15 protein-coding genes are annotated in these 22,669 nt (G+C 37.1%); 11 read left to right on the top strand and 4 right to left on the bottom strand.

All coding sequences use genetic code 11. The annotated features are described in order from the left end of the window. Positions 1 to 8: 8 nt before the first annotated feature. From nikC to D1Z92_RS08560, 8 genes are all read left to right on the top strand, one after another. The gene (gene nikC, locus D1Z92_RS08595; protein ID WP_128895279.1) at positions 9 to 836 is read left to right on the top strand and encodes a nickel transporter permease; all 828 of its coding nucleotides are present in this window, start codon (positions 9 to 11) and stop codon (positions 834 to 836) included. Further along, positions 836 to 2,455: a dipeptide ABC transporter ATP-binding protein gene (locus D1Z92_RS08590; RefSeq protein ID WP_128895252.1), complete on the top strand. Its 1,620-nt coding sequence runs from the start codon at positions 836 to 838 to the stop codon at positions 2,453 to 2,455. Before nikC ends, D1Z92_RS08590 begins: the two co-directional genes overlap by 1 nt. Positions 2,456 to 2,891: 436 nt before the next feature. Beyond that, the gene (locus D1Z92_RS08585) at positions 2,892 to 4,244 is read left to right on the top strand and encodes a glucoamylase family protein (protein WP_128895251.1); all 1,353 of its coding nucleotides are present in this window, start codon (positions 2,892 to 2,894) and stop codon (positions 4,242 to 4,244) included. A 294-nt stretch (positions 4,245 to 4,538) separates the two neighbouring features. After that, positions 4,539 to 5,360 (top strand): polysaccharide deacetylase family protein, encoded by an 822-nt coding sequence (locus D1Z92_RS08580; RefSeq protein ID WP_164931519.1) that lies wholly within the window; start codon positions 4,539 to 4,541, stop codon positions 5,358 to 5,360. A gap of 493 nt (positions 5,361 to 5,853) precedes the next feature. Next, positions 5,854 to 6,849: a phosphotransferase enzyme family protein gene (locus tag D1Z92_RS08575; protein WP_128895249.1), complete on the top strand. Its 996-nt coding sequence runs from the start codon at positions 5,854 to 5,856 to the stop codon at positions 6,847 to 6,849. Between the two features lie 327 nt (positions 6,850 to 7,176). Continuing rightward, on the top strand, positions 7,177 to 8,361 hold the full coding sequence (locus D1Z92_RS08570; RefSeq protein ID WP_128895248.1) for a GTP-binding protein: 1,185 nt from the start codon (positions 7,177 to 7,179) through the stop codon (positions 8,359 to 8,361). 624 nt (positions 8,362 to 8,985) lie between these two features. Beyond that, positions 8,986 to 9,963 (top strand): BMP family lipoprotein, encoded by a 978-nt coding sequence (locus D1Z92_RS08565; RefSeq protein ID WP_128895247.1) that lies wholly within the window; start codon positions 8,986 to 8,988, stop codon positions 9,961 to 9,963. Positions 9,964 to 9,977: 14 nt separating this feature from the next. Further along, positions 9,978 to 11,630, top strand: a complete 1,653-nt coding sequence (locus tag D1Z92_RS08560; RefSeq protein WP_128895246.1) for a methyl-accepting chemotaxis protein — start codon at positions 9,978 to 9,980, stop codon at positions 11,628 to 11,630. Between the two features lie 92 nt (positions 11,631 to 11,722). On the opposite strand, the gene D1Z92_RS08555 is transcribed toward D1Z92_RS08560, so the two are convergent. The 4 genes from D1Z92_RS08555 to D1Z92_RS08540 form a co-directional block, all read right to left on the bottom strand. Continuing rightward, positions 11,723 to 12,718 carry a LacI family DNA-binding transcriptional regulator gene (locus tag D1Z92_RS08555; protein WP_128895245.1) on the bottom strand — a complete coding sequence of 332 codons (996 nt, stop codon included), beginning with the start codon at positions 12,716 to 12,718 and terminating at the stop codon, positions 11,723 to 11,725. 185 nt (positions 12,719 to 12,903) lie between these two features. Next, positions 12,904 to 13,740, bottom strand: coding sequence for a carbohydrate ABC transporter permease (locus D1Z92_RS08550; RefSeq protein WP_128895244.1), 837 nt, complete (start codon positions 13,738 to 13,740; stop codon positions 12,904 to 12,906). Between the two features lie 34 nt (positions 13,741 to 13,774). Continuing rightward, positions 13,775 to 14,671, bottom strand: a complete 897-nt coding sequence (locus tag D1Z92_RS08545) for a carbohydrate ABC transporter permease (protein ID WP_206099729.1) — start codon at positions 14,669 to 14,671, stop codon at positions 13,775 to 13,777. A 143-nt stretch (positions 14,672 to 14,814) separates the two neighbouring features. Then, complete coding sequence (locus D1Z92_RS08540) at positions 14,815 to 16,056, bottom strand: sugar ABC transporter substrate-binding protein (RefSeq protein WP_128895243.1); 1,242 nt, start codon at positions 16,054 to 16,056, stop codon at positions 14,815 to 14,817. A gap of 373 nt (positions 16,057 to 16,429) precedes the next feature. Between D1Z92_RS08540 and D1Z92_RS08535 the strand changes: the two genes are divergently transcribed. The 3 genes from D1Z92_RS08535 to D1Z92_RS08525 all read left to right on the top strand — a co-directional run bounded on the left by D1Z92_RS08535 (position 16,430) and on the right by D1Z92_RS08525 (position 22,664). After that, positions 16,430 to 18,592: a glycoside hydrolase family 3 N-terminal domain-containing protein gene (locus D1Z92_RS08535; RefSeq protein ID WP_128895242.1), complete on the top strand. Its 2,163-nt coding sequence runs from the start codon at positions 16,430 to 16,432 to the stop codon at positions 18,590 to 18,592. Between the two features lie 20 nt (positions 18,593 to 18,612). Then, positions 18,613 to 21,963, top strand: coding sequence for a GH36-type glycosyl hydrolase domain-containing protein (locus tag D1Z92_RS08530; RefSeq protein WP_128895241.1), 3,351 nt, complete (start codon positions 18,613 to 18,615; stop codon positions 21,961 to 21,963). 329 nt (positions 21,964 to 22,292) lie between these two features. Beyond that, positions 22,293 to 22,664: a GntR family transcriptional regulator gene (locus D1Z92_RS08525; RefSeq protein WP_128895240.1), complete on the top strand. Its 372-nt coding sequence runs from the start codon at positions 22,293 to 22,295 to the stop codon at positions 22,662 to 22,664. The last annotated feature ends 5 nt before the right edge of the window (positions 22,665 to 22,669 follow it).

Here is a 22,669-nt window from a genome sequence, read left to right as displayed (position 1 = left end):
TGGGAAAAATGAAAACGATAGTTGCTAGAATGCCGATCATGATCTTGGTCATTGTATTACTAAGCATAAGCCTTTTCTTATTTATTGCTCCAATTGTTGCCCCGTATGATCCTTTAAAAGTGGAAATGGGTAGCCGATTATTACCAATAAGTTCAGAACATTGGTTAGGGACAGATCATTTAGGCCGCGATATTTTATCAAGACTATTAGTTGGCGCACAAGTTACGGTGGGATCGACTTTCCTTATTTTATTTTTATCTATTGCTATAGGTTTACCATTTGGGCTTATCTCAGGCTATGTAGGTGGATGGGTTGATAGAGTGTTAATGAGGATAGTAGATGCCATACTGGCTTTTCCGGATTACATTGTTGCCATTGTATTGACTGGCTTGCTTGGTCCGGGGTTGAGTAACCTAGTTATTTCTGTAATTATAGTAAAATGGGTGAAGTATACGCGGCTTGTCAGAGGAACCGTATTATCTGAAAAGTATGCAGACTACATTGCAATGGCCAAAGTGAATGGCTTAAACCCTTTTCAAATCTTAACAAAACATATCATCCCTCATGTCATGGGAAATGTACTAGTACTAGCAACTTTGGACATAGGGAAAACGATCCTTCTCATTGCTTCACTATCTTATATAGGGCTTGGAAATCAACCACCAAATCCAGAATGGGGTTCTATGCTTAATGAAGGAAAACAATTTTTTTACAATGAGCCTCAATTGATGTTTATTCCAGGAATCGCTATTGTCATTGTGGTTCTATTCTTTAATTTATTTGGAGATAAACTAAGGGATTACTATGATGTGAAGAACAAGCAAGGAGGTTATTGATGAGCATATTAACTGTTGAGAATATTAAAATTTCGAATGAAGACCAAATCATTATCCAAGATGTAAGCTTTTCAGTATCTTCAGGTGAATGGTTAGCATTGATTGGGGAGAGTGGAAGTGGGAAAAGTGTCACATCTTCTGCAATTGGAGGCATATTGCCCAAACCGCTAAAGGTTCAAAGTGGTAGCATTTTCTTTGAAGGAAGTAATATGTTACATAAGAGTGAAAAGCAATTACAACCAATAAGAGGGAACCAAATCTCATATATTTTTCAAGATTACCAAGGAGCGTTTGCTCCTTTTTTAACTATTGGAAAACAATTCGATGAAACATTAAAAACGCATACTAAACTCTCGAAAAAAGAGAGGATACAATGTTCGTTACAAGCGATAAAAAAAGTCAGCCTTCCAGAGAAAAGAGTATATGACAGCTATCCTTTTCAATTGAGTGGAGGGCAGCTACAAAGAGCAGCGATTGCACTGGCCATTTTATTAAAACCAAAACTATTAATTGCGGATGAATCAACTACTGCCCTAGATAGTGTTACTACTGCGAGTATTTTGGATCTTATTAAGGATCTAAAAGACCAGATGAACTGTGCCGTATTGTTTATCTCCCATGATTTAAGACAAGTAAAAAAACACGCGGATACGATAGCCATTATGAAGCAAGGTCGTATTGTAGAAACAGGAAAGACAATGGATGTGTTTAATCAACCACAACATGAATATACCAAAAAGCTATTTGCATCTATCCCTCCTTTGAAAAATCCTCCATCCAGATTGTTAGCGTTGGAGAACAAAAAAGTTTGGAAAGAAAACCGTGTCTCCTTGAAGCAAAATAACGAACAAACTATCATATTACAAGCAAATGGAATTTCTAAACGTTTTAAACATCATGCTGCTGTTAAGGATGTCTCTCTGACCATTAATAGAGGAGAATGTGTAGGGTTGGTAGGTGAAAGTGGAAGTGGAAAAAGTACATTAGCCAAATGTTTATTACTATTGGAAAGAATGAATACGGGGGAAATGTCATTAAATGGATTTCCTATGCACAATATGAAGAAGAAAGCACTGTACAGCAAACGGAAAGAAGTCCAAGCTGTATTTCAGAATCCCGCGCAATCACTAAATCCTAAATTAAGAATCATTGACTCTCTTATGGAACCATTAGATGTCCAAAATAAAAAGCAGATTGAATTCTTAAACTTGGAGTGTTATGACCGCAAGCAGGTTGCAGCTAAACTGCTTGATATCGTACATATACCATCTAGGTATATGAACCTTTATCCCCATGAACTCAGCGGGGGTCAAAAGCAGAGGGTGGTTATAGCAAAAGCCATAAGTGTTGAACCATCACTCATTATTTTAGATGAACCTACATCAAGCTTAGACGTTTCTGTGCAAGCACAATTGTTAAATTTGTTAAAAGATCTACAGGAAAAATTCTCTTTCTCTTATTTGTTCATTTCGCATGATTTAGCAGCTGTTAACTTTATGAGTGACCGAACTCTAGTAATGAAAGATGGAATGATTGTTGATGAATGTAATAAAGACAATATGTTTAAAGAGGAAAGAAATGAATATACAAAACAATTACTTCATATTTTTGAATCTTAACGAAACGACGATAATACCAGGTACCATCAATCATTTTGTGTAAAGTGAAATTCTTTTTCATGCAGAAATATTACCTTTTTCTTTCATTAGAACTATAACATCTACAAATGGGTGTTACAGAGGTAGTTGTAAACAAATCAGGCTAAGCATACTGGAGACGGGTAATATATCACTATCCGTCTTTTTTAGTTAATACATCCTATTCGCGCTAGGACTATCACGTCATAACAAGAATTTTTTAAGGTATGAAATAAAAACCTTTCAAATGGAATAATGAACCTAGCTGTTCCAATAAAAAGTGGTCTAATGCTGATAACAGTGAACTTTTTTTGTTAATAGTAATTAAAAACACTTACCGATACACTGTGGTTCATGGTATAATATAATCGAAACGTTTCGATTTTACTTCACACTTAAAAGGGGAAAGGAGCAAACTATGAATAAAGTAAGAATAGTAAGCGTATTTTTGATGTTTAGTCTTTTAGCGAACTTATTTGTAACACCCATAGCTTCAGCAGGAGATATGGAAAAAAATCATGTTTTTGAAACAAAGTTGAAAGCGGTTGCAAAGAAAACATACAAATATTTTAGGCATCATACAGATCCTAATACAGGCTTGACTTATGATATAGTACGTTTTACTGAAGAAGGGAAAGAAGAGGCAACACATACTTCACCTACCAATATTGCAATGTATTTGATGAGTACTGTTTCAGCTCAAGAGATGGGGATCATTACGGAAAAGAAGGCAGTAAAACGTATTAAGGTAACGTTAGACACTCTAGAAGAGTTGGAAACGTGGAATGGTCTATATTATAACTGGTATAACACAGAAGATGGTTCCGTTAAGACAGATTGGGGGCAATTTATATCTCAAGTCGATAATGGTTGGCTTACAGCAGGATTAATCGTTGTTGGACAAGCATATGAAGAGTTGAACGAACAAACGAGTAGATTAGTCGATGCGATGAACTATACACCGTTATATGATCCGGAAGTTGGTCAATTTCGTGGTGGTTTTGATGTGGCAACAGGAGAATTAACAGAACATCATTACGGCATGTTCTACACAGAGCCACGCATTACTAGTTATATTTCCATTGGTAAAGGGGATGTACCACAAGATCACTGGTGGAAAATGTACCGCACACTTCCGAAAGAGTGGGATTGGCAGTCTCAAATTCCGGAAGGAGAAAATGTAGAATATGATGGAGTAACCGTGTTCGAAGGAAGTTATGAATACAACGGCCTGAAGTTTGTTCCAAGCTGGGGAGGAAGCATGTTTGAAGGCCTTATGCCTGGCATTGTTTTAAAAGAACAAGAACTTGGGACGGAAGCATTAGGGTTAAACAACCAACGTCACGTAGAACTTCAAATAGCGTATGCAGAAGAAAAAGGATATCCTGCATGGGGCTTCTCTCCAGCTGCAACTCCAACAGGGTATAGCGAGTTCGGGGTACCAACACTTGGCACATCAGGTTATGAAGATCATGCGACTGTAACTCCACATGCTACATTCCTTGCTTTAGACTATGCGCCTGAAGCTGTACAAAAAAACATGAAAGCATTAAAAAAATTAAAAATGTATGGTAAATATGGCTTCTATGACTCTGTAAATATGGAAACAGGAGAGATTGCAAAAGCTTACCTTGCACTGGACCAAGGAATGATCATAGTATCCATTGCTAACTACTTGGAAGATGGAGTGATACGTGATTATTTCCATAGTGACCCAATTGGGAAAAAGCCAGAGGAATTACTAGAAAGAGAAGTATTCTCCATTCAATAGTAAAAGCAAGCTGAAAATTAAATAACATCTTTAGAAAAATACATGCGTTGTACCCCTTTTGATATCAATATCTAAAGGGGTATTTAATTGTGTTCCACGCATGGCACGTAGATAAATGGTGAGTATTATAGTACCCCTAATCCTAGGGGTAATTTTTTAATATTTAGTTTTACAAAAATTATAAACTGAATTGTTTCATACCTTTTTATTTTGTTTACTATGTTCGCAGTAAATGTAATAATAATGATTGGAATTCCTGTGCTTAAAAAAACATGTAGAAAGAAGGTTGATGTATTGAACAAGAATAAGCTTATTCTAGGCATGATTATCTCATTACTAATACTATTAACCGCCTGTGATATAAATAGTTCTGAAGAGAACATAATAACCTCACAAAATAACATATCCATTGAGGTAGAAGATTCTAATACGCATACTAAAGAAGAAAATAATAATTTTGAAGATGTGTCTGCAAGTAAAAGTGACTATACATTTATTGAGCAAAGTTATATCAGTAGTGAGAACAGTAATAACATTATCATTAACTATCCTCAATTGAGCAATGTTGAAGATATTACGAAACAGAAAGCAATAAATGCAATAATAAAAAATGAATCTTTAAAAGTATTAAGTACTTATGATGCTTCTGTTGAAAATCTAACGTTAAAAATAAATTATGAAATTAAGTTCAACGATACTGATATTATTAGTATCGCTTATTCCGGAGTAGGGTACGTAAAAGGAGCGGCTCATCCAAATAAACTATATTATACAACCAATGTTAATGTGGAAAAAGCAACCAAACTACGCTTGGAAGATATGATTACCTTAGATGAAAAATTTGTACAGAAAATTTTAAATGGAGAGTTTACAGTTTTAAATGAGGATCAAGAAACAGTATTGAGTCTATATACCAACGATGAACTTATGGAAAGACTAACGTATGCAGACACGATGGGGGAAAATGATAGGTATACGTATGCATTTAGCTATTTTACAGAAGACGTATTAGGGATTAGTTTCAGTGTTCCCTATGGTGCTGGAAGTCACTTAGAGATTGAAATACATTATGAAGAGATAGAAAGTCATATGCATGATAATATAACCTTAAATTGAATGGGAAAGACGGAGTCACAAGTTAATAAATCATTGCATGTCAATTTGTTGGATGTGTTACAGTACAGAGGTTGTTCTAACAAATTCATGTTTCTTATATCAGAAATATATGGTAGCATGATGTATAGAGATGTAAGAAAGGGGAATTAGTTTAAACATGTGGAATAACCTTGAAATGATGAACTAATTGGATAGAGACACTGGCGGTCCTTTTTGTTTAAAAGGATTCGTTTATTTGTCTATCTTAAATCATTCAAGGGACACATGGTGCGGACAATCTATTCCCATAACCAAGCAGATACCTTTTGTGTATCTGCTTTTTGCTTTATTTCGGGGAAATTCACATCTCTATTGCTGTAATTATAGTGTCTCTAAAATAAACTACAACGTTTATCCATGTTATGTTAGGAGGGAGTGAACGAAACATGGTTTTATTGCTAAAATGAAACATAAGGCACATTAGTAATGACCATGTTTCTAGTAGCAGATATTTATGGAAAAAGAAATATATCCTTTATTTACTGAATCGATAATTAGAGAGGCTTCAAGACGATTTGGATTAAATTATAGTTCATTAATAAACCTTCATGGCTTTCAAAACTTTGTATATGAATCTACAAGGGATGGAGATAGTGTTATATTACGAATATCTCATAGTTCTCATCGGTCAAAAGAAATGATTTCTGGCGAATTAGAGTGGGTTTCATATCTTACAGACAATGGTATACCTGCAGCGAAACCAGTTCTGTCTTTGAACAATAGATTAGTAGAAGTTATTCAAGGTAATGACTCCTATTTTGTTGTTGCTTTATTTAAGAAAGTACCAGGAAAGCAACCGCCATTGTATGAAGACAATAGTCTTTTATACAAAAACTTAGGTAGGATTACTGGCAAGATTCATTCATTGTCTCGAAACTATAAACCTTCCTCTTTGAGTGTAAAGCGATATAGTTGGGACGAAAATAACTATCTGGTTAAAGTGAAAAAATATGTACCTTTATCCTATCATGTAGTACATGAAAAATTCGAGCTATTATTAAACAACATTCAAAAAATTCCTAAAAGCACCAACAATTATGGATTAATACATGGCGACATTAGCGATGGAAATTATCTGGTAGAGGATGAGATAATATCTATTATTGATTTTGATGAATGTGAATATAGCTGGTTTGTTAGTGATATTGCCATCCCTCTTTTTTATGCTACTCCATTAAAAAGTTGGGGGGAAGAAAAACGAACGCTAGTAGCCAAGCATTTCTTTGAAAATTTCATGGAAGGTTACAGTCAAGAAAATCATTTGGATAATAATTGGATTAAACAAATTCCCTTGTTTTTAAAGTTAAGAGAGATGCTCTTATTTTCTGTAATTTATAGGAGTCTGTATCCAGACTATATGAATGATTGGGGAAATGAATTTATAAAACAGGCAAAAATGAGTATTGAAAATGACATTCCATATTTAGATCATCGTTTGTTTGATCGTTAATCAGTATATGTCCCCTGGTTACCCCTTTAGATAACCCTATCTAAAGGGGTGTTTGTATTGTTATTACAAGAAAATCGTTGTGATAGTTGTTAGCGAATAGAGCAACGTATTTAACCATTGCATCTCTAGCGGGAACATCATTCCAAAAGTTCGTACTTGATTTTGATGTGAATCATATAATACAATATATTAAATCGTAATTATTACGATTAATAATCAACCAACAACTAGACGAAGTATGAACTGGTTTTGGCACACATGTTTTCAGTGAAAAACTTATTCGTCTTCAAAACATATATTTCTAATATCAAAAAGGAGAGAATGATTTTGACAAAAAGAATACCTGTTACCGTGTTAAGTGGATACCTAGGATCAGGAAAAACAACATTGCTAAATCATATTTTGACTAACAAAGAGCAAAAAAAGATTGCGGTTATCGTTAATGATATGAGTGAAGTGAATATTGATGCTTCCATGATAAAACAAGGAAGTTTTTCAAGAACAGAAGAGAAGATGGTTGAGCTGCAAAATGGTTGTATCTGTTGTACATTACGTGAAGACTTAATCATTGAAGTGGAAAGGCTCGTAAAGTCAGGGGATATCGATTATATCGTCATTGAATCCACTGGGATATCAGAGCCAATACCTGTAGCACAAACTTTTACGTACATGGACGAAGAATTGAATATTAACTTAGCAGAATTTTGTAGGTTGGATACGATGGTGACGGTAGTCGATGGCAATCGATTCTGGCATGATTTTGCTTCGGGAGAGACGCTCTTAGATCGTAAACAAGCAACGGATGCTAGTGACCAACGAGAAGTCGTGGATCTATTAATAGATCAAATTGAATTTGCAGATGTGATTTTACTAAACAAAACAGATTTAATTGAAGAGAATGATGTAAAAGAATTACATTCCGTTCTTCAAAAGTTAAACCCAGTAGCAAAAGTCTATAACACAGTAAACTCACAAGTCAGTTTAGATACTGTTCTGCATACACATCTTTTTGATTTTGAGCGTGCAAGTCAAGGTGCTGGTTGGATTAAAGAGTTAAATGAGGAACATATTCCGGAGACGGATGAGTATGGTATATCGTCCTTTGTCCACCGCAGTAAAAGACCGTTCCATCCTCAAAGATGGAAGCAATGGCTTGAAAATTGGCCAGAAGATGTTGTTCGAGCGAAAGGGTTTTTCTGGCTGGCAACAAGAAACGATATGACAGGTTTGATCTCTCAAGCGGGAACATCGATTACACTTCAAGGAGCGGGCGAGTGGGTAGCGGCCTATCCAGAAGATGAAAGAAACCAACTGTTGAAAGAAGAACCACAGCTCTTAGAGTCATGGGACCCTATCTACGGCGATAGAATGAATGAAATTGTGTTTATTGGAGTCCAAATGAGTCAAGAGGACATTTCCGCATCATTAGACGAATGCTTATTAACCGATACAGAGATGGAAAGTGACTGGTCACTTATCAAAGATGAATTACCCGCATTTATTGCAGAATAAATACGATGTATATACGTTGAATGCATTTTTACAACCAACATATTAAGGCTATGTATAAGATGGAGAAATCTCATCTGCAAATAAAGGATGGTACGTACTGTTAATGACAGTTATGTATCATCTCTAAGAAATCAATAGAGAAATATTATTGCAGTGGTAACAGGCTTTGTTTGTTTTTTTATTTATAAGTTTGGTAGAAATAGTTTAAAAAAGTATATGAAATATATACCTTCTATGGTGTTCGCTATCAGTATTGTTTTGTTTTATTTGAAGATGGTATTACTTTCAAAAGGGTATGAGGGAATCTTAGATATCGTTATGATCATCAATCTTTCCGTCGTACTCTTCATTTCAATATTGTTAGCACTCATCATGGAATTATGGTTATGGAATAAAAAACGTAACGGTGAAATGGAGCAATAGGCTTAGTCTCATCAACATTCAAGAAGATACAATGTTTACGTTTTCAACCCTTTGGATAAGTCATCCAAAGGGTGTTTTTTATAGTAAAATAATAATTTTTTTATTCAACAATTTGTTGTTTTTACTTTATGAAGTAATGTAAGCCTCCGATATAAGAAGAGACTAAACGTATAGAGTATATATTATTGGGAGGAAGACTGCATGAAGCAAATTTCTGTTTGCATTATCATCTTATGTATGATCATTACTGGTTGTCAAAATGGCGATCAAGAGAAAAATGCACAGGTAGAAGAAAAAAGAATTGGCATAATGTTAAGTGGTAGTGGTCTTGGTGATGGTGCTTATAATGATGTTGCATTTACAGGAATGGAAAAGGCTCGTGATGAACTAGGTATTATATTTGATTATAGAGAAGATCCAGATGAAAATTATGAAGCACAGCTTCTGGAACTAATAGAACAAGATAACGATCTAATTATTGCATTAGGGTTTAGTATACAAGAAGCATTGGAAAAAGTGGCAACAGCAAATCCACAACAACAATTTTTATTAATTGATGCTGTATCTGAATTAGATAATGTTGTTTCCATTACGTTCAAGGAACATGAAGGTAGTTTTCTAGTAGGTATGGTAGCTGCTATGACTTCTAAAACAGGGAAAATAGGTTTTATTGGTGGTGTGGATATCGAAACCATAAACCGTTTTGAAGTAGGTTACAAGCAAGGTGCGCAATATGTTAACCCTGATATTGAAATCGTGGTAGATTATGCAGGTAATTTTATCGACGCAGCACTAGGTAGTAACATTGCCGAAAATCAAATTGCACAAGGTGTGGATTTCATTTTCCCTGCTGCCGGATTTACAGGCGTTGGAGCACTACAAACAGCCCAAGATAAAGGAATTTATGGTTCCGGAGTAGATTCAGATCAATTCCTTTTAGCAGAAGAGGCTGTTGTGACCTCCATGTTAAAGAACGTAGATGTTGCGGTGTTTAATATGATAAATAATTTGTTGAATGACCAATTAACAGAACAAATGTACACTCTAGGTCTTGCTGAGAATGGTGTTGGACTTGCTCCTGTCCGCATTATGGAGCTAACAGATGAACAGGAAAAAATAATGGAAATGGCGAAAGAGGACATCGTTTCTAATAAAATACAAGTCCAATCAAAAAAATAAGAAGGAGCATCCCTATGAGGTTACAGTTAAGAATGTTTATAATAGGTCTTGTGCCTATCCTGCTTTCATCTATTATGATCACTTACATTATTTTCAACATGTTTCAAATACAAAACGCGGCCGAAGGTGATGTAATCATCTTATTAGAAGCTGAAGAACTAGAGGGTAAGTTATCATCAGCTAAGTTAGCACTTTCTAGCTATTCATTTAATGCTACGGAAGTAAACAAGAATGAAGCCGAAAAGGCATTAAGAGATTCAACAGTACTAATTAGTCATTTAAAAACGATTATTACAGAAGAAGAACAACAAAGATATTTAACATCTATTGATGAAAAGTTTAATGTTATCTTAGCAGAATCCACCACCGCATTAGAAGCTAAAAATCAGGCCAACATTAAACGGCAATCTATTCGTATTAATGGAATATTAAATGATGTCATCATGTTAGAAAAAGTAGCCAATGAATGGTATAGCAACAATCTAGAAAGCACACAAAAACAAATTAATGCTATTGCAGTAAGTAGTACCGTTAGTGTTTTTATTTTAATTGTGGCTTCTGCTGCTCTGGCATATGTGTTATCTATGCAAATTGTTCGTCCTGTTAATCGTATTGTCAAACAGACCGAAGAAGTCGCGAAAGGGAACCTTGCCGTTGTGTTGTCAAAACCTAAACATAGTCAATATGAAATTGATAAGCTCAACGTAGCGTTTGCACATATGTTAGATAACCTTCGTGCAACAGTAGAATCTATCGACAGCACAGGTAAACAAGTGCAATCCTTTACAACAGATGTCAAAACAAAGATGGAAAACGTCACAGAAAGTAGTCGTCAGGTCGCTGTTTCCACAGATGAGCTTTCCCGTGGCAGTCAAAGTATTTCTGAGGATATTCAATCTACCTCCGTCCTGATGTCTTCATTAGTAGAGAAATTTGAGGATAATGTAGCAGAGGGGAAGAAGTCCAATGAAGCGAGTAAACTTGCTTTAATTTCTGTGGAAGAAGGACGTCTATCTGTTGAGAAGCAAATACAGTTCGCTAATCAATTGTCGAATTCATCTCAGCATATTAAAGAGGGTGTAGAGAAATTTTCTGAGTATACAACAGAAATTGAAACAGCGGCAGAAGCGGTACGTGATATCGCAGAGCAAACCAATTTGTTATCTTTAAACGCTGCTATCGAAGCGGCGCGTGCTGGTGAAGCGGGGAAAGGGTTTGCTGTTGTAGCAGATGAAGTGAAAAACCTTGCAGAAGATTCAAGAAAAGCTACTGAAGCCATTACACAGATGGCACAGTCTATCAAGAAAGGCATTTCTTCCATAATAGAAGCTTCTACGACGGGAAGCGATTTATCCCAAAAGCAAGTGGAGAGTATGAGCCAGACGGAAAGTGCGTTTCAAAGTATATCCAATCAAGTATCGAATATCTCGACTCAAGTTAAGACCTTGGAGGAAGCCATGACCTATTCCAGTGACTTGTCTAAAGAAGTGATTGCGTCAGTGGAAAATATCTCCGCGGTTATAGAACAAAGTGCTGCAGGTACAGAAGAGATTTCGGCTTCGACACAAGAACAGTTGAGCTCTTTTGAATTCTTAGTAAAAGAAGTGGAGACGTTAGATGAGATGACAAGCGAAATGAAGAAAGCTTTAGAGAAATTCACTGTATAGAGAATGATGAGTGAAGAGATCAGAAAGAAAAAGAAAGAAGAGTGAAGATGGAAGAAAAAAGAGAACTGCCCGAACAACGGACAGTTCTCTTTTTATGCATTTCTATCTTTTACAGATTCCCTTTCCACTAATTCTGTAGATAATTTATAGTAGTTTTCTACTTTTTCATTGGAAAGCAACTGAAAGATTAAGTGAACGGCTAGCGCACCTGCTTCATACTTTGGTTGTTTCATCGTTGTCAAAGGAGGGGATACAAATTCAGAGAGCTGAATATCATCGAATCCAATGACGGAAATGTCCTCTGGAACAGTAATGCCATTCTCTTTTAGAGCTTGTAGACCACCTACTGCCATTTCATCATTACCATAGAAAATACCTTCAGGAAGATCATTTTGCGCAATGAGCATTTTTGTTGCTTTATATCCACCTTCTCGGGTAAACTCACCTGATATTTTCCATTTTGAACGGTATGGTAATTGATGATGGTTTAGAGCGTTTTTATAGCCCTGTAGCCTCAATTCATTATCATGAGAGTTAGCAGGTCCACTGATGTAGGCTATTTCTTGATGTCCTTTATGAATGAGATATTCTGTGGCTGTAAACGCACCTTGCACATTATCTACCTCTATTTCATTCACAAATTCATTGTCTAGACTACGGTCTAATACTACAATGGGAAAATCTTGACGAGCAGAAGATTGAATAGTCTCATCCTTAATGTTATGAGCTAAAATAATGACACCGTCTACTCGTTTTTCTCTCAAAAATTTGAGGGCTGTCGATGCGGAGCCTCCAATGGAACTACAGGCAATAAGATCAAATCCATGCGTTCTCGTAATATCTTGGACGCCCTTGATGAGTTCAGAATAATAAGGGCCAGATAAATCACTGAGTATGAGCGCAATCGTATTGGTACTTGTTCTTTTTAAATCTGAAGCAAGACCGTTTTTTTGATAATTTAATTCCTCTGCGGCTTTCATCACTTTATTTTTTGTTTCTTCTTTTACTTTATTGCTGTTATTTAAAGCATAGGAAGCCGTTGAAACGGCTACTCCTGCTAATTTTGCAACATCTTTAATGGTTGGCATACTGTCACTTCCTACTACTAGGGTCTGCATGATTGATTCATCGTGCATTAAACATTTTTAACATTTATTTACTCATAATATATCAATGGTATAAGTATACATCTTATTTATTGTATAGAGTAGGAAGAAAACGGAAAGTTCCTACTATGTTTAACAAATAAAACTACTTCACATCCTGATAATGGTTACTTCATACCGGACATCGTAAATCCTTCCACAATATATTTTTGGAAGAACGCAAAGATAATAATGATTGGAACGACCATAAAGGCTGCGCCTGCCATTTGTAAAGCAAAGTTGTTGGCGTACTGTCCTTTAAGTAAAGATAAACCGACAGATAGCGTGTATAATCTTTCGTCATTGGCAATGATCAATGGCCATAGGAAACTATTCCATGAACCGATAAACGTTAAAATGCCTTGAACCGCAAAAATGGGCTTACAAACGGGAACGATCAATTTAAAAAAGATATAAAATTCATTTGCGCCATCCAGCCTCGCTGCTTCAATTAAGTCATCTGGTATGGTCGCCATAAATTGTCGGAACAAGAAAATACCAAAGGCTGCCGCCAAGCCAGGAAGAATGATACCCGTCATCGTATTGGTCAATCCCAACTCATTTAAAATGAGATAAACGGGAATCATCGTCACTTGAGCTGGAATCATCATCGTTGCCAAGATAAGTATAAACAATTTGTTTTTACCTTTAAAATCGTACTTTGCAAATGCATATCCAGCCATCGCATTAAAGAGTAATCCTAGAAAAGATAATAAGACAATAATGACAGTGTTTCGTAGGTACAGCCCAAAATTCATATTGGAAAATAAATTGATGTAGTTTTCCAATGTAGGATTTTGAGGAAATAAAGTAGGTGGCACCTGTAAAATTTCACTTTCTGGTTTAAATGAAGACGTAATCATCCAGATAAACGGAATAGAAACCAACAATCCACCTAAAACAAGCACGATGGAAACGACTATTTTTTCTATGCGTAATTTTATTTTACTTTTTTTGTTATTCATTATATTCCACTCCGATACTGTTTTTTTGAGCGATTTAATAGTCTGTATCAGATTTTCGCAGTTTAAATTGAAGCAAGGTTACAATAATGATAAAGATAAACAATACGAAAGACCCAGCTGCTGCGTAACCAAATTCACTGAATTGGAATCCGTTTTTGTAAATAAATAAGGACATCGAAATGGTACCATCAAGCGGTCCACCTTTTGTCATAATAAACGGCTCTTCAAAAAACTGTAGCCAACCGATAAGTGTCGTTACCGTGACGAAGAAGATGGCGAACCGTAAAAGTGGAATCGTAATATAAAATAATCTTTGGAATCGATTAGCTCCATCTATTTCAGCAGCCTCATAGTACATTTTCGGAATGCCTTGGAGTGCTGCTAAGAAGATAATCATATTAATACCTATCCCTTTCCACACAGCAAGAATAATTAACGATATTTTTGCTATCGTTGGTTCTCCCAGCCAAGGAATTTTATCCACATGGACTAAAGACAGAAGATAGTTAATTAAACCGTATTCTGTATTGTACAGGTATCCCCAAACTACAGCTACAGCGATAATATTCGTGATGGAAGGCATGTAGTATACCCCACGAAATATTTTAAATAACAGACTGCTTCCATAGTTCAATAATAAAGCAATACTTAATGAAAAAAAGATGACTAATGGAACACCGAAGATAACATAAAAGAATGTATTGAAAATAGAGCGATGAAATACCTCATCACTTAATAATGATGCATAGTTTTCCAAGCCAATAAAACTAATGTTAGACCAGTCTGCCAACCCTTTAAGATTAAGATCGGTAAAACTAATAAAAAGCGCTACGACTATGGGGATGATGCTAAAAACCGTTAGAATGATAATTGCTGGGGCAATAAATATATATGGATGTCTATTTTTCATGAGATTTTTTACTGTGCCCATGTTATCCCACCTATCTTATGAAATTCTACCGTAGTGGTTGTTGCTGCAAAAAGAGTTAAGGCGTCCTTAAGACGCCTATAACTCTAATGGTGTATGCATGACCTACTGTATAAGGTAGAGCGTTCGCTGTACTTCTTGTCATGCTACTCTACAATCTCGTTTGCTTTTTCTCTGAATTTTTCTAGTTGCGTTTCTAAATCCTCTCCACCAAGAATGACACGCTCTAGTGTGGATAACAATTCTTGCGCTATCGCTTCAAACTCTGCTAACTGAGGAGAGCTTTTTGTGTTTGCAAGTTGTTCACCAAACGCTAGAAGATGAGGATCTTCTTGTAAAACGGAATTTTCCCATGCTGCTACTCTGGATGGTAATGTGTTGGCAATATCTAACCACTCTAATTGTGTATCTACTTCATTAATGTAAGAAATAAATTTTAATGACTCTTCTACGTTCTCTGAGTTATGGAATATAGATAACACTGAACCACCGATACTGGACGTATTCGTCTCTTGGGATGGCATGACAGCTGTTGTCCATTGTCCTTCTATTTCAGGAGCTTGATCATTAATGATGTTAATCATCCACGGACCACTAAAGAAGATAGGTTTTACACCATTTTTAAACGCTTGGACAATCTCCAATCCTTCTGTTGTAGGAGCTATCCCTTCTTTAAAGAAGCTAGTGTAGTATTCCATTGCGCCTACAAATGCTTCACTGTCAAAGTTCATATATTCCGCATCTGCATCGAACTCATAACCGTTTTGCCATGCAAAAATAAATGGATTGATTTGGTCATTTTGATCAATATCAAGACCATAAAAGTCCTCGCCACGCGCCGTTAACTTTGTTGTAGCATCTTTGAGTTCATCCCATGTTGCTGGTGCGTTGCTGTAGCCCACTTCTTCTAATACATCTGTACGGTAATACATGACGCGTGTATCGATATACCAAGGAATGCCTACGACCTTATCATTAAATTTCATGGTTTCAACAGAACCTGAGAAATAATTTTCTGCTTTGAAATCAGGATAATCATCTAAGTAAGGCGTTATATCTAACAGTGCATCTGCATCTGCAAATTCTGAAACCCATGTTGTTCCTAATTGAAGCACGTCCGGACCATTTTGAGAAGCAACCGCAGTTAAGATCTTATCACGAGCGGTATCCCAAGGTATTGCTTGTACTTCTACTTCAATTTCTGGGTTCTCTGCTTCAAATTTCTCCGTTAACTGTCCGAGTTGCTTACCTTCTCCGCCCATTGCCCAAACCGTAATGGTGGTAGTATCGCTAGAGGAACCCTCATCTCCACTACTAGAGCATCCTGCCAATAAAGTAGACACCGATAATGCACAAACTAACGCTAAAGACCAAACTTTCTTTTTCATGTTTACAACTCCCATTCTTCAAATTTGTTATCAAGCCATGTGATAGAAATGATCAGTTTTGTTTCTTTTTATAAGGAGCTATTTTAGCTTATGAAAAAAGATAATAAAACTCATCCATAAAAACATTGTAACGTTTCGATAATTTGATTATAATTTATTATGTATTCGCTTTCAACATTTTTTACAAAAAAATTATAAAAGAAGAGATGGAAAAGTAATTTCCAATTTTTTTATTGTAATATCAATGTATTTTAATGTATTTTCGAAAAATCACATTGACGGAAGAATATCATAATCGTATAATCTCTTTTATCAAGCCTAATTGAAACGTTTCGAATTACATGAGCCAACATAAGGAGGAAATAGTAATAAAATGGAAGATAATAAATTGGTTTATCTTTTAAATAAAATGACATTAGATGAAAAAATTGCACAGCTTTTGCAACTGGCGACTCCTTTTTTTAAGGGAGCAAAAGATCAGGGAGAAATTACAGGTCCCATGCAAAGTCTGAATATATCAGAAGAAATAGTCGAAAACAGTGGCTCTGTCCTCGGTGCATCTGGTGCAAGCGAAATTAAATCTATTCAAAAAGCTCATCTAGAAACAAATCGACTAGGGATTCCTCTTTTATTTATGTCCGATGTTGTGCATGGTTATGAAACGATATTTCCAGTACCCCTAGCCATAGGTTGCTCATGGGATTTAGAACTTGCGGAAGAGAGCAGTAAAATTGCTGCAATAGAAGCGGCCGTTTCTGGTATTCATGTTACGTTTGCTCCGATGGTCGATCTTGTCCGAGATCCTAGATGGGGTCGTGTAATGGAGTCTACAGGGGAAGACCCTTATTTAAATAGTGAGTTTGCAAGAGCGTTTGTAAGAGGGTTCCAAGGAAAGGATTTACGATCCGAGACGGAACGCGTCGCTGCTTGTGTGAAGCACTTTGCAGCTTATGGTGCGGCAGAGGGAGGAAGAGACTACAATACGGTGGACCTTTCTGAAAGGGAATTGAGAGAGAATTATCTTCCTGCTTATAAAGCTGCTTTAGATGAAGGTTGTGAAATGGTGATGACAGCTTTCAATACCGTATTTGGAGTTCCTGCTACTGGGAATAAAAAGTTAATGAGGCAGATGTTACGTGATGAAATGCAGTTCAACGGTGTATTAATTTCTGACTGGGGCGCTGTAAAAGAAATGATTCCCCATGGCGTAGCGGAGAACGAAAAGGAAGCGGCGCTGAAAGCGATAACAGCAGGAGTGGACATCGAAATGATGACGGCGACCTATGTGCATCATCTCAAAGAATTAGTACAAGAAGGAAAAATGAATGAAAGTTTGATTGACGAAGCGGTTCTTCGTATTCTTATATTAAAAGAAAAATTAGGATTATTTGAAAACCCTTATCGTGGTGCGGATGAAGAACGGGAAAAAGAAGTGATCATGAGCGAAAGTCATCGTGCAGTGGCGAGAGAGTTAGCGACGAAGTCAGCGGTACTTCTAAAAAATGATAACGTTCTTCCACTTCAGTCTGATCAAAAGATCGCGCTCATTGGGCCATTTGGAGAAAGTGGTGACATCCTTGGTCCTTGGTCTTGGAAAGGGTCTAAACAAGCAGCAGTGACATTGAAGCAAGGAATGTTATCGCAAATAAAAGAAGAGCAATTGCTCCTTTCTAAGGGATCAGACGTGGAAACGATCACCGATGAGCAACTAACGGAAGCCAAAAAAATAGGCGAAGCAAGTGATGTCATTGTGCTTGCACTTGGGGAGCACTCCGATATGAGTGGGGAAGCGGGTTGCCGAGCAGACATTCGACTTCCGAAAGCGCAGCTGAAACTTTTATCGCACATGAAAGAGCTTCAGAAACCGATCGTTGTGGTGTTGTTTAATGGTCGACCACTTGATTTACATGGAGTGGTGGACGAAGCAGATGCAGTGCTAGAAGCGTGGTTCCCTGGTACAGAGGGTGGCTCTGCTATTGCAGACTTGCTATTTGGCGAAGTCAATCCATCTGGTCGATTATCCATGTCATTTCCATATAGTGTGGGACAGATCCCTGTTTATTATAATCATTTTAATACAGGTAGGCCGAAGGGAGCTGTCGATGCACAAGAACGGTATGTTTCGCAATACTTGGATATTCCTAATGCCCCACGCTTCCCATTCGGTTATGGCATGAGCTACACTCACTTTGCTTATAGTGAGCCAAAGCTTTCATGTCACACCTTGACGGCGGATTCTCCTATTACGATCACGGTTACTGTGCGTAACACAGGGGATAGGGCTGGGGAAGAAGTTGTCCAGTTATACGTAAGAGATTGGAGCGGGGAAGTAGTAAGACCACTTAAAGAATTAAAAGGTTTTAGCAAGATAGCGCTAGAAGCTGGCGAAAGCAAAGAGGTTACGTTTACTTTATCAGAGGATCAACTTCGGTATTATGATACAGATTTATCTTATGCAAGCGATGCCGGTTCTTTCACTGCGTTTGTCGGTTCAAATAGCCGTGATGTGGTGGGCGTAACATTTACATTAGAATAAATATGAGATGAGGGAAAGTCATGGAACAGACACACATGTTAGTATCGGAGAATATAAACTTTACCTTTTTAAAAAGTGGAGATATAAAAGAAATTTCATATCAACATACGATGATGAATCAAGTCGTAGCAAATGGCATCGATGGCTCCATGAATCAACTATACTTGCGTGTTCATGAGGAGAATGGGATTCAGTTTGCACCAATGATAGGAACTAAATCACGTAGTCACGTTTCCTTTGGAGATACACAAGTGAAATGGACAGGAAAGGAACTTGGCATCCATTATGAAGTGACTTTTACATTGGCTAAAGGTGGTGTTTGGTTCTGGGATGTACAAGTGGAAGGGACAGACAAAGAAGTAGACGTCATCTATGGGCAGGATGTTGGCTTAGCGGACAAAGGTGCTGTTCAATCCAATGAAGCCTATATGGCACAATACTTGGATCACCGTGTTTTTGAAAATGCCGACGGTAGTGTAGCGGTTTGCTCTCGTCAAAACCAACCGCAGCATGCAGGATTTCCTTACTTGCAGCAAGGAACAATCGGTAAAGCATCAGGTTATGCTACAGATGGTTTTCAATTTTTTGGATTATCTTATAAAGAAACGAACGTACCTGAGGCATTATCTAAGGCACTATTGCCAAATGAAATCTATCAGTATGAATTTGCATATACAGCACTTCAGTCTGAGCGGGTACTATTACAAGGTGATCACCGCTTTGTATTTTATGGACTGTTTAAAGAAAATCATGCAGAAGTCGTGACAGTGCGGGAGTATGAAGAAGACATCCAAGCAGCGTGGAAACATGTACAGACTCATAAGGAAGTGTTACAAGAAGCGTTAGCACCACCTTCATCCTTTACGACATTAACGAAGCCACTTCACACATTACCGATGACAACAGAAGAGGTGGAAGCACATTATCCTGATCGTCATAACGAGGAATGGGACGGTACGACGTTACTTTCCTTTTTCACAGCCAGTCATGAGCATGTTGTGTTAAAAGAAAAAGAACTTTTGATGGAAAGACCACATGGTCATATTATCATGTCGGGAAACAATCATACGGTAAAAGATGATACGATCACGACGACATCCTTTATGTATGGTGTCTTCAATTCACAGTTAGTGATAGGAAATACTTCTTTTCATAAAATGTTGAGTAATCAACGGAATCATTTAAATGTATTAAAAACATCTGGACAGCGCATCTATGTAGAAGTCGATGAAACATATTATTTGTTAACAATGCCATCTTGGTTTGAATTAGGTGTCAATTATAGTAAATGGTATTACAAAACAGAGACGGACGTCACTATCGTTACCAATTATGCTGTAGTAGATGCTCAAGAAATCAATCTAACAGTGGAGTCTGCATCTGGTCGTCACTATCGCTATCTCATTACAAACCAAGTGACGATGAATAATAATGAATACGAAGTACCATTCCACTTTGAGGTTCAAGATCATGTCGTGAATATTACAGCAGATGAAAAATCAAACAGTGCAGAGAATTATCCTCACTTGGCATATAAGTTGACCTTGGAAGGTGCTGTAGCTTCTGTAGGGAGGGAAGACAAGCTTGGTGTTACTGTTGAAGATAGTCAAGCTTCCTTGCTGATATATGAACTAGAGGCTACGGATCAGTGGAGGCTCGTCATTCAAGGTTCCTTACAACAAGAAAATAAACCAGTGTTGGAAAGAGAATTTGCGGTGGAAGTAGATAAATACCGCCGATATTATTTGGAATTAATGAATGGCTTTTCCTTATCTATGAACGGTAAAAATGGCAACGATACATCTACATCCCATTTACAAAAATTTAACGCGACAGCTTGGTGGTATACCCATAATATGCTTGTTCATTTCTCTGTGCCGCATGGTCTAGAGCAATATGGAGGAGCTGCTTGGGGAGTAAGGGACGTGTGCCAAGGCCCTACGGAATTTTTCATGGCGATGCAGAAGTACGGTACGGTCAAGGAAATCATTCAAACCGTTTTCTCCCATCAATACGTTGAAGACGGCAGCTGGCCACAATGGTTTATGTTCGATCGACATTATAAAGTACAGCAATATCATAGTCACGGAGACGTGATTGTATGGCCGCTAAAGGTCATTGGTGACTATCTTGCTGCTACAAACGATTACAGTATCTTACAAGAACCGTTACCTTACACTAGTAAAGATGGATATGACTTTACAGATAAACAAGAGACGTTATTGGATCATATGCATAAAGCTATTGATTATATTAAAAACAACTTCTTACATGATACGTTCCTTTCCTCCTATGGAGATGGTGATTGGGATGACACACTGCAACCTGCTAATCAACAATTGAAGCAATACATGGCAAGTAGCTGGACGGTGGCATTAACGTATCAAGTGTTGTCAACATTAGCAGACGTATTACATGGCGTGCATCCAAACGATGCAGATGACATACAAGCCATCGTAGAAGGGATTCAACAAGATTACAACGAATACGTACTGAAAAACGATGTCATTCCTGGATTTTTGTACATGGAAGAGCCAGGAAAAGCAGAATTAATGCTTCATCCTAGCGATACAAAAACAGGTATACAATATCGACTATTGCCGATTAATCGAAGCATTATTAGTGAGCTATTTTCCAAAGATCAAGCAGCAAAGCATTATGACATCGTAAAAAAACACTTAGCGTGCCCAGATGGAGTCAGATTAATGAGCAAGCCTGCACATTATAATGGTGGGGAATCCGTTCACTTTAAGCGTGCAGAACAAGCGTCTAATTTTGGTAGAGAAATTGGATTGCAGTATGTCCATGCACATATTCGTTTTGTGGAAGCGATGGCTAAGCTCGGTAATAAAGAGGAAGTGTGGAATGGCCTAGAGGTTATTAATCCGATAGGTATTCAAGATATCGTTCATAATGCCGAACGTCGCCAAAGTAACGCGTATTTCAGTAGTTCAGATGGTAACTTTAAAACGCGTTATGAGGCAGAAGATCAATTCCATGCATTACGAACAGGTACTGTAGGTGTAAAAGGTGGATGGAGAATTTACTCTAGTGGCCCAGGAATCTATATGAATCAGCTTATTTCTAACGGTTTAGGAATTCGTTTTGAAGCGGAGGATGTCATTATTGATCCGGTATTGCCTACTGAATTAGACGGATTACACTTCCATTTCCGTCTGCACAATTATCCAGTGACCTTTGTATATCATATGAATGCGAAGGAGCAAGGTATCAAAATTAACAATCAAGCTGTGGAAGTGGAACAGGTATCTAATCGATATCGAGCATGTGGGATGAAATTGTCCTACAACCAATTGAAAAAGTATGGTGTGACAAGTGAGGAGAATGTCATCGAACTGTTTATATCCTAATTCATTTCCCAAACCATCATGTATGTCCAAGCCAAGATAAAACTTGGTGTCTAGGAGCATGAAAAAATGAAAAACCCTTGAATAGTGCTGTATTCCAAAAGTGATAGTGTGAAATTAGCTTTTGGGGTGCAGCACTTTTTTGCGTTTTTTAGTGATGTTTCATGGTGAATATCGCGTAGTGAAATTCTATATCAAGCTTATACAAGGGTGTGTATTAAAAAAATAGTTGCAAAATTAATTTCGTTGTATATAATGTATATATATAACATATACAATATAAACAAAATATACAGTTTGAGCTTAAAAAATGGAAAAGAAAGAGGAAATCTATGCAGATTATTATCTCCAACAGCTCTAAAGAACCGATTTACGAGCAAATTACGAATCAAATTAAATCCTCCATTTTAGCAGGTGACCTTTGTAAGGGGACGGCATTGCCATCTATACGCAAACTTGCTAAAGAGCTACAAGTGAGTGTCATTACGACAAAGCGTGCCTATGAGGAGTTGGAAAAAGAGGGTTTTATTTATTCCATCGTAGGAAAAGGATCTTTTATTGCAGAGCAAAATTTAGAAATGATGAGAGAGAAAAAACTAAAGGTGATTGAAGAACAGCTGATGGCTGCGATAACAAACAGTAGAGAAATGGATTTACCCTTTGAGGAATTACAGCAACTATTAAACATTTTGTATGAGGAGTGAAGACG

Source organism: Longirhabdus pacifica (genome assembly GCF_004115085.1).
GTDB classification, from domain to species: domain Bacteria; phylum Bacillota; class Bacilli; order Paenibacillales; family DSM-105158; genus Longirhabdus; species Longirhabdus pacifica.
Note: the sequence above shows the minus strand (reverse complement) of the source record. Positions and strands in the feature narration are given on the sequence as shown.

Excerpts from the sequence above, each read along its gene's own strand:
- D1Z92_RS08555 (WP_128895245.1), bottom strand. The coding sequence starts at position 12,718 with ATGCCAACCATTAAAGATGTTGCAAAATTAGCAGGAGTAGCCGTTTCA.
- D1Z92_RS08565 (WP_128895247.1), top strand. The coding sequence starts at position 8,986 with ATGAAGCAAATTTCTGTTTGCATTATCATCTTATGTATGATCATTACT.
- nikC (WP_128895279.1), top strand. The coding sequence starts at position 9 with ATGAAAACGATAGTTGCTAGAATGCCGATCATGATCTTGGTCATTGTA.
- D1Z92_RS08590 (WP_128895252.1), top strand. The coding sequence starts at position 836 with ATGAGCATATTAACTGTTGAGAATATTAAAATTTCGAATGAAGACCAA.
- D1Z92_RS08540 (WP_128895243.1), bottom strand. The coding sequence starts at position 16,056 with ATGAAAAAGAAAGTTTGGTCTTTAGCGTTAGTTTGTGCATTATCGGTG.
- D1Z92_RS08585 (WP_128895251.1), top strand. The coding sequence starts at position 2,892 with ATGAATAAAGTAAGAATAGTAAGCGTATTTTTGATGTTTAGTCTTTTA.
- D1Z92_RS08560 (WP_128895246.1), top strand. The coding sequence starts at position 9,978 with ATGAGGTTACAGTTAAGAATGTTTATAATAGGTCTTGTGCCTATCCTG.
- D1Z92_RS08550 (WP_128895244.1), bottom strand. The coding sequence starts at position 13,740 with ATGAATAACAAAAAAAGTAAAATAAAATTACGCATAGAAAAAATAGTC.
- D1Z92_RS08530 (WP_128895241.1), top strand. The coding sequence starts at position 18,613 with ATGGAACAGACACACATGTTAGTATCGGAGAATATAAACTTTACCTTT.
- D1Z92_RS08545 (WP_206099729.1), bottom strand. The coding sequence starts at position 14,671 with ATGGGCACAGTAAAAAATCTCATGAAAAATAGACATCCATATATATTT.
- D1Z92_RS08525 (WP_128895240.1), top strand. The coding sequence starts at position 22,293 with ATGCAGATTATTATCTCCAACAGCTCTAAAGAACCGATTTACGAGCAA.
- D1Z92_RS08535 (WP_128895242.1), top strand. The coding sequence starts at position 16,430 with ATGGAAGATAATAAATTGGTTTATCTTTTAAATAAAATGACATTAGAT.
- D1Z92_RS08575 (WP_128895249.1), top strand. The coding sequence starts at position 5,854 with ATGGAAAAAGAAATATATCCTTTATTTACTGAATCGATAATTAGAGAG.